Source organism: Pedobacter sp. WC2423, assembly GCF_040822065.1.
Classification (GTDB): Bacteria; Bacteroidota; Bacteroidia; order Sphingobacteriales; family Sphingobacteriaceae; genus Pedobacter.
Map to the genome: position 1 here is coordinate 1,379,231 of NZ_CP162005.1, position 12,720 is coordinate 1,391,950.

Annotated in this window: 9 protein-coding genes; 2 read left to right on the forward strand and 7 right to left on the reverse strand. The window is 39.4% G+C overall.

The features are described from left to right. The first annotated feature begins 25 nt into the window (after positions 1-25). The gene (locus AB3G38_RS05285) at positions 26-1,213 is read left to right on the forward strand and encodes a metallophosphoesterase (RefSeq protein ID WP_367867453.1); all 1,188 of its coding nucleotides are present in this window, start codon (positions 26-28) and stop codon (positions 1,211-1,213) included. Positions 1,214-1,265: 52 nt separating this feature from the next. Here the strand turns inward: AB3G38_RS05285 and AB3G38_RS05290 are convergent, their stop codons facing one another. Both AB3G38_RS05290 and AB3G38_RS05295 read right to left on the reverse strand, forming a co-directional pair. Beyond that, positions 1,266-1,610: a hypothetical protein gene (locus AB3G38_RS05290; protein ID WP_367867454.1), complete on the reverse strand. Its 345-nt coding sequence runs from the start codon at positions 1,608-1,610 to the stop codon at positions 1,266-1,268. 65 nt (positions 1,611-1,675) lie between these two features. After that, complete coding sequence (locus tag AB3G38_RS05295; protein WP_367867455.1) at positions 1,676-5,077, reverse strand: glycosyltransferase; 3,402 nt, start codon at positions 5,075-5,077, stop codon at positions 1,676-1,678. Between the two features lie 173 nt (positions 5,078-5,250). Between AB3G38_RS05295 and dinB the strand changes: the two genes are divergently transcribed. Beyond that, a complete protein-coding gene (dinB, locus tag AB3G38_RS05300; protein WP_367867456.1) occupies positions 5,251-6,354 on the forward strand; it encodes a DNA polymerase IV in 1,104 nt (367 codons plus the stop codon). A 22-nt stretch (positions 6,355-6,376) separates the two neighbouring features. On the opposite strand, the gene AB3G38_RS05305 is transcribed toward dinB, so the two are convergent. The 5 genes from AB3G38_RS05305 to AB3G38_RS05325 all read right to left on the reverse strand — a co-directional run bounded on the left by AB3G38_RS05305 (position 6,377) and on the right by AB3G38_RS05325 (position 12,719). Next, entirely contained in the window at positions 6,377-7,549 is a 1,173-nt protein-coding gene (locus AB3G38_RS05305) for an esterase-like activity of phytase family protein (RefSeq protein ID WP_367867457.1), read from the reverse strand. A gap of 123 nt (positions 7,550-7,672) precedes the next feature. Further along, entirely contained in the window at positions 7,673-8,479 is an 807-nt protein-coding gene (locus AB3G38_RS05310) for a M12 family metallopeptidase (protein ID WP_367867458.1), read from the reverse strand. Positions 8,480-8,661: 182 nt separating this feature from the next. Further along, positions 8,662-9,453: a M12 family metallopeptidase gene (locus tag AB3G38_RS05315; RefSeq protein WP_367867459.1), complete on the reverse strand. Its 792-nt coding sequence runs from the start codon at positions 9,451-9,453 to the stop codon at positions 8,662-8,664. Positions 9,454-9,517: 64 nt separating this feature from the next. Further along, a complete protein-coding gene (locus AB3G38_RS05320; RefSeq protein ID WP_367867460.1) occupies positions 9,518-11,341 on the reverse strand; it encodes a cytochrome c peroxidase in 1,824 nt (607 codons plus the stop codon). Then, the gene (locus tag AB3G38_RS05325; RefSeq protein ID WP_367867461.1) at positions 11,328-12,719 is read right to left on the reverse strand and encodes a purple acid phosphatase family protein; all 1,392 of its coding nucleotides are present in this window, start codon (positions 12,717-12,719) and stop codon (positions 11,328-11,330) included. The genes AB3G38_RS05320 and AB3G38_RS05325 overlap by 14 nt, the downstream gene beginning before the upstream one ends. Between the last annotated feature and the right edge of the window lies 1 nt (position 12,720).

Here is a 12,720-nt window from a genome sequence, read left to right on the forward strand (position 1 = left end):
AATTTATTTATATTTATCGCATATTATGAAAAGAAAAATCAGTCTCCTCCCCTTTATACTTTTTGCCATTTTTATCTTTTTGTTAAATTGGTATGTACTTTCGGGTCTGTTAATGATAAGCACATCAGGCTTGACTACACCAGTCTTCTGCCTGTTTATGATTGCCGCTATCGGCTCCCTGTTTCTTGCAATCAGAAGAATGAGTGCTCATGGCATGGATCTGTTTTTCAAGATATCCAGTCATTTGCTACTTACGCTTTTTGCTGCCGAAGTCGTGTTATCAGTTTTCCTGTTCATCGGTGATGTACCCCGGATTTTTATGGGTACAGGAAGAAACCTGTATTGGGTAGAACTATCCTTTCTCATGTTCCTGCTGACGATTGTACTCTTCATTTACGGAATGATCTTTGGAAAATACAATTACAAAGTCATCAATCACGTTCTTTATTTCGATGACCTTCCGGATAAATTTGACGGTTTCAAACTCGCACAAATTTCTGATGTCCATGCCGGCAGCTTCAATAATCCAGCTGCTGTACAGCGCGGTATTACACTGATCAATGCACAAAAAGCCGATATGTTTGTTTTCACAGGAGATCTGGTCAACAATAAAGCAGAAGAAATCAAGCCCTGGATCAGCTACTTTTCACAGATTAAAACTCCCTATGGCCAATTCTCGATTTTAGGAAATCATGATTACGGCGATTATGTCAAATGGGAAAATGAGCTTGAAAAAGCTAAAAACTTACAACAATTAAAAGCTTACCATCAGGATCTGGGCTTTAAATTACTACTGGACACTCATGTGGAAATTAAAAAAGAAGACCAGCATATTATACTCGCCGGTGTAGAAAACTGGGGACTTGGTTTTGGTGAAAGAGGTGATTTACCCAAAGCACTGGCTGGCACAAACAACAATGAATTTAAAATCTTACTCTCTCACGATCCAAGTCACTGGGAAGAACAAGTTAAGACATTTGGCAATAAAGTACATTTAACACTTGCTGGTCATACCCATGGGATGCAATTTGGCGTAGAAGCATTCGGTATTAAATGGAGCCCGGTTAAATATCGCTATGCCCATTGGGCCGGTATCAAATCAGAAAATGGCAGAATATTAAATATTAACCGCGGTTTTGGTTTCCTTGGTTTTTCAGGCAGGATTGGTATCTGGCCGGAGATTACAGTGATCGAGCTCAGAAAAACAGTTTAAACAGCACATAAAAAAAACCGCTTACCGAAAAATAAGCGGTTTTTTTTATTATTTACTTAGCTTCAACAGCGTAGATGTATATTTTACTGTTTCTAACTGGCTGACCTTTAATAGCCAGGTATTCACCTCTGTTATCTCTCAGCATTTTGATTACAAATGGATCATCTCCCTTAGCGCCAAGATCAAAAGCAATCTTAAGCCTGTCAATATGTGTATCTGCATTCACTTTCCATTTTCTGTCCTGATACATAAAGTAGGCAAAAATCACACGTGTATCACCTTTAGTTTTACCATCTAACCTTACAAAGATTGGATTCTCTTTTTTTAAAGGTTCAACAGCTTTTACATAGAATTCATTAAAATCTGCAAATATTTGTTTTGCGTTATCGTTAGTCATATTATTATTCTTTCGTGTTGTATATGTTAATGTATTATTATTTAATTAGTAAGGTAAACAAGCCGCTAAGACTGCTCTTTTACATTACCAGTACGCTTTAGAACTCCCCAGCCTTCCAGCTCCCCTTTCAACGCTTTACGTAACGATCTGAATAAGACCAGATACATCAGCTGTCTCCAGTAAAACCGTTGCGGGATGATATAAATCAGTTTCTTATAAGACTCTTTTTCCATTCTGAAGGCAATTCCTGCAAAGAACAAATCTACCAGAATAAATAAACAATAGAAGAAAAACACCTGTCCAAAACCATTATCAAGGCTTAACAAGCTACCCATTCCTTCTAAAGTAAGTGAATTTACAGAAGATAAAGAAAACATTCCTGTGATAATAGAGAGCACCATAAAGAAATCCGCCAGCGGAGAAAACAGCGGAAGTATAATTTGATAGATCAGGATATTCGGCATCCCCACCATTCCAAAATACCCATATTTCTTATTCAGGATAGTTTTTCTATTTTTCCAGAAACTCTGCATGACCCCAAAACTCCATCTCAGACGTTGTTTCAATAGCATATCTACTGTTTCAGGAGCTTCTGTATAAGCAATCGCTGTATCACAATTTCTGACCGTATAACCAGCTCTTAAAATACGCATCGTTAAATCACAATCTTCTGCAAGTGTATCGGTTGTAAAACCACCAACTTCCAGGATCACCTGTTTTCTGAAAGCACCAATTGCTCCCGGTACCACAGTAATGGTATTTAAAATATCAAATGCCCTTCTGTCCATATTCTGAGCAGTAATGTACTCAATAGACTGCCAGTTTGTAATCAGGTTAATCTTGTTACCAACCTTAACCGTACCCGCTACAGCAGCAATTTCTTCGTCATAGAAATAACGCATCAATTCATGGATGGCATCAGTTTTCAGTTGTGTATCTGCATCAATACAAATTACAAAATCAGCTTCAGCAAGTGCAATACCAAAGTTCAAAGCAGATGCTTTACCCCCATTTGGCTTGGTGTATATTTTGATATTGGTCAGATGACTGAAATGTTCCTTAACCAGTTCTACAGTACGGTCAGAAGAACCATCGTCCACAAAAATAAACTCCGCATGGGTATAAGTCGTTTTCAGTAAACTGTTTAAAGTTTGTACTACAGTCACTTCCTCATTATAAGCAGGGATGATGATACTTACTTTCATCGCCGGATCTTTCAATAAAAGTAAACTGTCCCTTTTACTTGCTATTTTCTGTTTAACAGCCAGGATCGCAATAAAAATACTTCTCAGCATGGCTAAGATAATCGCCATGATAAACACGTAGTTCAAGATCAGTGTCCCGTAAGAGAACACATTCAGGAACAGTGTATTTCCAGAAGTAACAAAGCCAATTCCACCAGAATTAACAACCGGAGGCATCAGCTCATCTTTTTTCTTACCAATCAGATTTCCGATCGTTACGAATTCATAACCTTTATCTTTGAAATGTTTGATAATTCTTGGTAAAGCTGCTACTGTTGCCGCACGGTTACCACCAGCATCATGCAGCAGCAATATATTCCCGTTATCCTGGTATTTCACAACAGCATTAAAAATTTCATCCGCAGTAATTCCCGGGCGCCAGTCCTGGGGATCAATAGACTCTCCAATATTGATATAGTTCTGCTCTCTGCTCTGTGCCACCGGAAGAATTTCTGCCGAAGTTGAAGGCTCTGCATCCGCATTAAAAGGAGGCCTGAACAAAATTGTACTATGCCCTGTTACAGATTCAATCAGTTTTCTTGTGGCATTCAATTCAAAATTTACCCTTTCCGGCCCTACTTTTGACATATCAGGATGGAAAAAAGTATGGTTACCAATCTCATATCCCAGGTTGAATTCTTTGAGTAAAATATCCATATTCTGCTCCGCCATAATCCCTACCACAAAGAAACTGCCTGGTACTTTTTCCTTTTCTAAGATATCAATAATCTGAGGTGTATAAACCGGATCAGGCCCATCATCAAAAGTCAATACAATTTTCTTCTCTGCATGACCATATCTGCGAATGGTATATTTTGTAGGCAGATCAACATAAGCCTGATCTGCAATCACAAAATTCTGGGTATCCAGTTTCACATCAATCTTACCCTGTTTGGGAACAGATACTAAATCCAGCACTTCACCTTCCCCGGAATAATCGATTCTATCATTTAATCCAATGTGGGTTAATCTTTTGATATCTATTCCGCTCTTTCTTACCGAATCAATACTCAGATCTTTAGAAATGAAAGACCACAACCTTGGATCTTCAGCACCCATACGCCAGATTGCTATACCTGCAACATCCCAGTCATCTGCTTTTCTGATCAGGTTAAAATTAGTTGCAGCATCAGTGAAATATACCTGGTGATGTAAACCAGATTCATCTTTATAACTGTAATTCAGATTTGCCGAAATTGGATTATATTTAATTTTACCACCATATCTGCTCGCATTGCCTATGGCCTGCTGATAAGTTACATTTTTTCCAACATCCTGATCCGGCCAGTCATAACCATAACAAGCAAGCGCAAGGATAATTTTTTCAGAAGATATCTTTTCGCATATTTTATCCAGTCTTTCCTCTACCCACTGTTGGTGGGAAACATCACCAGCATTACTGCTTTCGCTATGCTGATCATAAGCCATCACAAAAATATAATCATTATATGCTGCTAACACATCCAGATTATAATCATCATTATCCGGAGCAATATCCTGCGTAACGATCATATTCTGTGCATGCATCTGGGTATATAAATTCTTTTGGAATGCGGCCAGCGGAATATCAGATTTTTCTTTGATTTCTTCAAAGTCAATGTTTACACCGTGATACCCATATTTCTTTAAAGATTTTATCAGATTAGCAATAAACCTGTTTTGTAAAGGCTTATTTTTCAACAACTTGTGGATTGCGTTTCCATCAAAATGATCTTTGTTAAAATTGGAAACCATCGCAATGGCTACCTTTTTATGTTTGTTGATGACCTGCATGGCCTCTACATTGACCTGATCAATTAAGGTATCTGCACCGTTTTTAATGAAGAAAGATTCTGTTAACACCATATCCAGCTGTTTGATATGGTCTTTTAAATCTGTCAGTGACTGAGGGTCCCAGTTCACATAAAAACCAGCATTGATCCTGGCTTTGTTGTTCGGATGCTTAAGCCTGTTTAGCTTTTGATGTTCTTGTATAAGTAACAGCTTCTTTTTAGAAATTTTGAAATCTGAATACCTTTGTGATTTTTTGATCTGCTCAATCTGTTTCTTGCTTAAAGTAGCGGTACTATTGATAATGGGCAAATTGGGATAATGATTAGATAACAGTGTATAAGCTACACAAGCTGATGCAATAATAAACACAATAAGGAGCATCCTGGTTACCCATTGAAAAGTTATCCATCTGCTTTTCTTTGTGGTTTGAAAAATTTGTTTTTCGGACATTTGAGAAATAAATAATTATTATTCAAGATCAAACTACAGCCATCCCCCTGTTTGAGGTAAGGGGGAATATTGGGTATGCTATAATTAAAAAAATCCTAATATTGGCCAAATATAAGGAGAATTTGACAAAAAAACCGGAGATAATCGGGAGATTTACCGAACCAGAATTAACGATGTCAGATCCAGCAGAAAAAACACTTCAGCGAAAAATAATTCACATAGATATGGACGCATTTTATGCGGCTGTAGAACAGCGTGATTTCCCTGAATACAGAGGTAAACCTATTGTAGTTGGCGGCTCTCCTGATGGTCGTGGTGTGGTAGCGACAGCGAGTTATGAAGCCCGCGAATTTGGCATCCATTCGGCTATGTCGTCCCGTAAAGCCATACAGCTTTGTCCCCATGCCATATTCGTCTACCCGAGGTTTGATGCCTACAAAAGTGTATCAGTCAGTATCAGGGAGATATTCAGCCGCTATACAGAGCTGATTGAACCACTATCGCTGGATGAAGCTTTTCTGGATGTTACCATTGATAAATTAAACATTGGCTCTGCACTGGAAATTGCAAAACAAATAAAAGATGCCATTAAAAACGAACTTAACCTTTCTGCTTCAGCAGGAGTTTCCAGTAATAAATTTGTAGCCAAGATCGCTTCAGATATGAATAAACCAGACGGGCTGACTTTTATTGGCCCCTCCAAGATCAATGCTTTTATGGAAAAGCTGCCTGTGGGAAAATTCTTTGGCGTGGGCAAAGTCACAGCAGATAAAATGAAGAAGATGGGCCTGTATACTGGAGCTGATCTTAAAAAACTATCTGAACAGGAGCTGATCCGGAAATTTGGTAAAACAGGTAAATTCTATTATAAGATAGTCAGAGGGATTGATGACCGCCCGGTACAACCACATCGTTTAACCAAGTCACTCAGCGTAGAAGACACTTTTGGGAAAGACCTGATTTCTACAGAAGAGCTGGTTACTGAACTGGAGCTGATTGCCGAAAAAGTAGCAGAACGGTTGGAAAAAAGCAGATTAAAAGGAAAAACACTAACACTTAAAATCAAGTTTGACGACTTTAAACAGCTCACCAGAAACACATCATTTACAACCGGGGTTTCAGATTATGCGACTATACTTACTTCAGCCAAAGAACTGCTGTTCAAAGTAGAAACTGAAGACCGGAAAATCCGCTTGCTGGGTATTACGCTAAGTAATTTCGGAACGGCTGTCAACCTGGGTAAGTTTACAGATCCGGATCAGCTGGAATTATTCTAAGCTTTCGCAGCTTATATATTCATCAGGGAATCACTTCAAACAACATGAACTGATTCTGCTCCTTATCATTGAAGTTATTATCAGCTACAAAGATTAAAGTCTGATGTCCATTTGGTAAAACAGGCCCTATGGTCGCCCCTTCAATATTATCTATATAAATACCCAGGTCATCCATGTTTAAAAGCATTTTCTTTTGTACGGGATGACTTGCCGGATTTTCTTTCAGAGATTTTGTAGTGATAATATTTGTTGCCCCGGCCAGATCTGCCATAAATACTTTAATCGTTGTTCCTTCCTGCCCTTCAGCATAAGACCGTTCGGTAACCAGCATACGGTGATTATCCAGCCAAAGGATATCAGGAATACCATTAACATACTCCCCATCCGCTTTTAATGGAGGTAAAGCCACTGGTTCCAGCTCATAAGCATATTGTCCGGTATTCTTTTTAGTTTTTAAATCAAACTGGTAAATCCTGACAAAGGCATTATTTCTGCCCCCTACTGCTGCGCGCGGTCCATCCTGATACAGAGGCTCTTCCAGACTGACATATAAAGTCTGGAAATTATCCGCAAAAGTAAGCCCTTCTAAAACGCCATTTCTTCTGGGGCCGCTTTCTATACGCTGCATTCTCAAATTATCGGGCAAAGGAATGGAATCCACATATTTCCCATTTGTCGAAACGATATTGATCGTTGGATCAATCATTACCGTATCCTCTTCTTTCATTACCCGGTCCCCCTCGCTTGTCCAATACAATTGCTTAATTATCCCGTTGTAACGCATGGCTTCTGGATCTGCAGTACGCGTAGCACCCTTACTGAGTTTAGGATACGCAGCACCATCTTTTTGATAAAGGGTATCCACAGCGATCACACTTACGTTATTAATTCCAGCAGCAGAAAGAGATATTTTCGCTGTATAAAACCTGGCTGGATTGATCGCTGACCGATCATCACTAATCAGGTAATAAACCTGTTTTACCGGATCAAAATCTATAGCAGATAAACCACCAACTGTAGTGCCTTTGAATTGCTGATTATGTGGGAAAACGTAGGTATTGATATACTTCAGGCTGCTTACCGAAGATATGGCCTGCTGTTTAGGAATTACATTTTTAGTCGCTGAACAACCACCTAAAATTGAGGCGGTCAATAAGGTAAAGGCTATTCTGGAGCACTTTTCACGTTTTAACATAGCAATTGAATAACTGGAAATTTTATTGTTTCCACTAAAACTCTGCTAATATACGGTGAGAACCAAAATAAAAAAGGATGCTTATGGAATAAGCACCCTTTTTTAAAAATAACACTGAATTGATTAACTCCTGCCCATTAACTTCTTCCAAGGATAGTAAGTTTTCATGTATAAAACATCTTTTGCAGAGATCGTTGTATTATTGGCTGCAATTGTTCTGTTGTTAGTCGTAAAACGAGCTTCAACCGGGTAATGCATAATCGATGAAGAATCATAAGCTGTGTAATTTAAGCCCGTTCTTGATTCTACAGCTAATACGTTAAAATCCACATCTGCTTTAGACCAGTTATTAGGAGGTCCCATATAGTAAGCATAAACCGCCTGTGTATTCCAGGGAATATTAGCATCAGGGTGAGACTGCTCATGGTTAAGTCCTAAAGCATGACCAAACTCATGCGTAACTGTTCTTCTGAATTCTGTATCGCTGGTGCTGTCATTAAACCAGCCATAGTTCATGGAAGGTGAATAGTTTTTAGACTCCTTACCTACATATGACCACGAACCGTCATTAGCAAAAGCAATTTTAATATCAGCCGCTGCATTGTCTGCAACAAATGAAAAAGTGATGTTTGCAGAAGTTTCCCAGGTTTTCGCATACTGCTTTACTTTGCTGCGGACATAAGTCGATCCACCAATAAATTTCACTTTAATGGTACTTCCATTTGTCCAAAGCTGGTTTGCGGGGCCGTTCGCATCAGTTTGCGGGCCAGTGTGTACAGGCACTTTCATTTCGCAGGTAAAATCCTGATGTAATCCGGTTTCCTGAACTTTTTGATCGTTCTCAGCTGGCGCTGAATTCTCAGCATTTTTTTTACAGCTGGTCAGGCAGAACAGCATAGCTGCACTGATTAGTAAAAATTTGTTTTTCATGGTATTAGGTTTAGTTGTATAGGTTAATAGCAATTTATGAATATTATTTTTATTACAAAACAATATTTGAAATTTCCCTCAATATTCTGTTCAGAATTGAATCGTTCTGTAATATTTAGAAAAAAAAAGTGGCGCTCAGTTGATTAAGCGCCACTCTCATAAACAATGATGTTATTTATTAATTAACTTCTTCCCGGATAGTAAGTTTTCATGTATAAAACATCTTTTGCAGAAATTGTTGTATTATTCGCTGCAATCGTTGTATTGTTAGTAGTGAAACGAGCCTGTACCGCATAATGCATAATTGATGCCGGATCATAAGCAGTATAATTTAATCCCGTTCTTGATTCTACACTTAATACATTAAAGTCAATCTGTGCTTTAGACCAGTTGTTTGGTGGCCCCATGTAGTAATCATAAACCGCCTGCTTATTCCATGGAATATTAGCATCAGGGTGAGACTGCTCATGGTTAAGCCCTAAAGCATGACCAAATTCATGTGTAATTGTTCTTCTGAATTCCGTATCACTGGTTGCATCAGTAAACCAGCCATAATTCATTGACGGTGAGTACTGTCTGGAAGTCGTACCAATATAAGACCACGAACCTCCGCTTGCAAATCCAACTTTAATATCAGCTGCTGCATTGTCTGCAACAAATGAAAAAGTAACATTGGCAGAAGCTTCCCAGCTTTTAGCATATTGTATAACTTTGTTACGAACAATTGTTGAACCACCAATAAATTTCACTTTAATGGTACTTCCATTAGTCCATAATTTGTTTGCCGGGCCATTAGCCTCGGTTGTCGGGCCACCTGGTGCAGGAAGCTTCATTTCGCAGGTAAAATCCTGATGTAGTCCCGTTTCCTGGACTTTTTGATCATTGTTTACGCCTGCGGAATCCGGAGAATTTTTCTTACAGCTGGTCAGGCAGAACAGTACGGCAGTACTGAACAACAGAAATTTGTTTTTCATAAAATAGATTTAGTTGAATAGATGTAAAGCAATTTATAAAAAATAATTCTAAAACTATATACTATTATAGATTATCTGTTAATGATTTCATAAAAGCCACTATATCCTGCATTTCTGTTTCCGTAAGGTTTAAAGGTTTAGCAGACAGCGTTTGCCCTGGCAAATCTATTCCCAGTCCTGCCCCGCCACCTTTATTGTAAAAATCCACTACCTGGTACAAATCCTGAAATACGCCATTGTGCATATAAGGAGCAGTCTTTTCTATATTACGGATGGTAGGTGTTTTAAATGCAGCTTCATAATAACTGATTGGAAAAAAATTATACCTGCCCCGGTCATGATCCTGTTTAGGATGTTTAAAGTCAGCATTTTCCGGAGTTCCCAGAATTTCATATTCAGTGCGTTTATAATCAGGAGGAATCAGCCCGTTAAAAAGTGGAGCGAAGTGACAGCTACCACACTGCCCCTTCCCCATAAACAGATTAAAGCCTTTCAATTGCCGGGTATTCATAGCCCGGTGATCGCCACCCAGGTACCTGTCAAAAGCTGAATTTCGGGGCGCAAGGCTTTGTATATAGGCAGCCAGTGCAGTAGCAATTGCATCTATAGGAATTACATTTCCTTTAAACAATGGAAATGAATCTTTAAAATCACGTTGATAAACCGCTGACCTGCTGATTCTTTCCACGATCACCTGATGTTCTCCATTCATCTCCTGTGGATTAGCAATTACCGCTTTGATCTGTTCCTGCAGACTTTTGACACGACCATCCCAAAACTGGCTGTATTGGAAACCAGCATATAACAAGGTTGGCGCATTACGCGGAACATTACTCTTCTCATCAAAAGCCAGGCTGGTCTGCAAAGGCTCACTAAAATACTGATCCGGACGATGACAGCTCGCACAATTCCTTTTCAAATTTCCTGACAGTGCATTTTCAAGAAAGAGCTTTTTTCCCAAAGCAACAACTTTAGCATTGGTTTTTACTGCTTCCGGAAATACATCCAGAGGGATAGCATCCCGGCTAAAAATATGCTTTGCATTATAATTCAAAGCACTCTGGGTATTCAGATCAGCTTTTGAAATCCTGATAAAATCAGATAACTGTTCTTGTAAAGGCAATGCATAAACAGTTAAAAACTCCATCCGGTCAAAACTGTCAAAATCAGGATGTTGTTGTAAATAAGTCATCGTTTTATCCAAACCCCTCATCAGGGAATGTGTGACGGGATCTGTCCCCGTCAACAAAGGCAACAGTGTTTTCCTAACCACCTGAATGCTCTGTTCAGCCTCCATGATTCCACTCTTCAATTCAGGCGCATCATATCCAGTAATACTTAAGGTGATCACCCTAATTAACTCTAAACGTAAACTTTCCAGTATCTGCCCATCAGTTGCAGTAAAGCCATACAATAAAGCTGGTAAATCTGAAGCAGAGCTGGTTAACAGCTCTGCCTGTGCAGCTAATTCTTTTTGATGCGTCCAGGGCTGGGTTTCGAATAACAGTGCTTCTATCACCTGGAATCCAGCAGGCTCCTGGTATTCCATATAAGGTTCTTCTACCTCTACTTTTGCAGGTTTGTTGTAAATCAGTGAAGAGCTCCGGAAAAAATAATCCAGAAAAAAAGCAACTCTTTTATAAGCCAGGCGACTGTTTTTTAAGGCTATTTTAGCCTGGATAATACTTTCAGGATTTTCATTCAGCACTGCAATTGCCTTTTGCAGATCGTTTGTACTTTGCGCAAACAGCCTGAAATTGACTCTAACCTCTGCTACTAAAGGATTTAACCCTGTACTGTCTGTTGATTTTTTCAAACCTAAAACAACAGACAGACAGGTAATTAATAATAAAAACTGGATGATAAGCTTCAGTTTATTTCGGTACATGGGCTCCAGCAGCTTTTTTAACGATAGTGAACTGATCCCGGATTTCTCCATCTGCACAAACCCATTTCAGCTCTAAACGGTTACCTTCTACCTCTAAAACACTTGCGCCACCATGTTCTGCATCAGAGAAATACATCGCATTATGCGGATAAGTAGCTTGTTTCCCCCCAAGTTTACCAGCAGAACCACTCACTACGTAAACAGTGCCCTGTTTATGCGCAGGATCTTTCTGATAAGGTGCAGAATCCGGACTCCCATCATTCCTTCCGGAAGAAGTGCTCAGGTTATGCTTTTTAGCATCAAAGGTAGCAGACAGCCCGTAATGCCCTTTCATCATTCTGCTGCGTTCATAATCATGACTATGTCCGTTCAGCACAAGATCTACCCCCTCGCGTTCCATAATACGGATAAAGTTTGCTCTGATTTTAACCAGCTCATCTTCCTGATCAGAATTATGCGAGCCCATAGTATAAGGTGGATGATGCCAGAAAGCAATAATCCAGCCTTTGTTTTTATTCGCCGCCAGATCCTTTTTAATCCATTGTACCTGCGGGCCTAAAGTGTCGTACAAACGATAGGTACGGTCTTCTTTTCCATACGAATCCAGAGAAAGGAAATGTATATTTCCAATATCAAAAGAGTAAAATGCCTGTGTATGTGAAGGTGTACCACCCGATTCACCATTAACAGGCATAGAGAAATTCTGATAATAAGCAGTCTCATGAGTTTCCTGTGCATGTTTTTCCGTAAGATCAGTATCATGGTAATCATGATTTCCGGGCGTTGGGAACAAAGGATACTTTTTCAGCAAATCATCTTTGTAAATATTGAAAAACTTACTCTGAAATTCTGAATCCGTTCCGTCAGAATAAGCATTATCACCTAATAAAATCCAGGCAGTCAAATCCTGAGCACCTACATACTTAAGCACTTGTTCTTTTACCCTGCGCTGATTAATAGAATTATCCCCGCAATCCCCTAAAGCAGCAATCCGGTAATGCCCAACTTTACCCGGTTCAGGCAAGGTAGTAAAGTAGTTATCCTGATTGCCTTGTAAAGTATCCTTAAGGCCACCAACTGAATAATAATAACGGGTAGCCGGCTTCAATCCTTTCAACTGTATACGATGCTCAGTTAATAGGGTAAGATCTTCAGCAGCCTGATCAAGTTTGGATAAGCTTGTTCCATACCGCACTTTACTTCTGGCAGATACATCAGTTCTCCAGCGGATGAGTATGCCCGTACTGCTGGCCACCTGTAAATAAGGGCCGCGGATTAGTCTGACAGGTTCGGTTGCCGCACCTTTCTGTTTTACCTGTGCAAAGAGCATTACACTCAGCACACAGGAGAAAAATAACAATACTGATTTCTTAAGCATT

Excerpts from the sequence above, each read along its gene's own strand:
- AB3G38_RS05285 (WP_367867453.1), top strand. The coding sequence starts at position 26 with ATGAAAAGAAAAATCAGTCTCCTCCCCTTTATACTTTTTGCCATTTTT.
- AB3G38_RS05290 (WP_367867454.1), bottom strand. The coding sequence starts at position 1,610 with ATGACTAACGATAACGCAAAACAAATATTTGCAGATTTTAATGAATTC.
- AB3G38_RS05295 (WP_367867455.1), bottom strand. The coding sequence starts at position 5,077 with ATGTCCGAAAAACAAATTTTTCAAACCACAAAGAAAAGCAGATGGATA.
- dinB (WP_367867456.1), top strand. The coding sequence starts at position 5,251 with ATGTCAGATCCAGCAGAAAAAACACTTCAGCGAAAAATAATTCACATA.
- AB3G38_RS05305 (WP_367867457.1), bottom strand. The coding sequence starts at position 7,549 with ATGTTAAAACGTGAAAAGTGCTCCAGAATAGCCTTTACCTTATTGACC.
- AB3G38_RS05310 (WP_367867458.1), bottom strand. The coding sequence starts at position 8,479 with ATGAAAAACAAATTTTTACTAATCAGTGCAGCTATGCTGTTCTGCCTG.
- AB3G38_RS05315 (WP_367867459.1), bottom strand. The coding sequence starts at position 9,453 with ATGAAAAACAAATTTCTGTTGTTCAGTACTGCCGTACTGTTCTGCCTG.
- AB3G38_RS05320 (WP_367867460.1), bottom strand. The coding sequence starts at position 11,341 with ATGTACCGAAATAAACTGAAGCTTATCATCCAGTTTTTATTATTAATT.
- AB3G38_RS05325 (WP_367867461.1), bottom strand. The coding sequence starts at position 12,719 with ATGCTTAAGAAATCAGTATTGTTATTTTTCTCCTGTGTGCTGAGTGTA.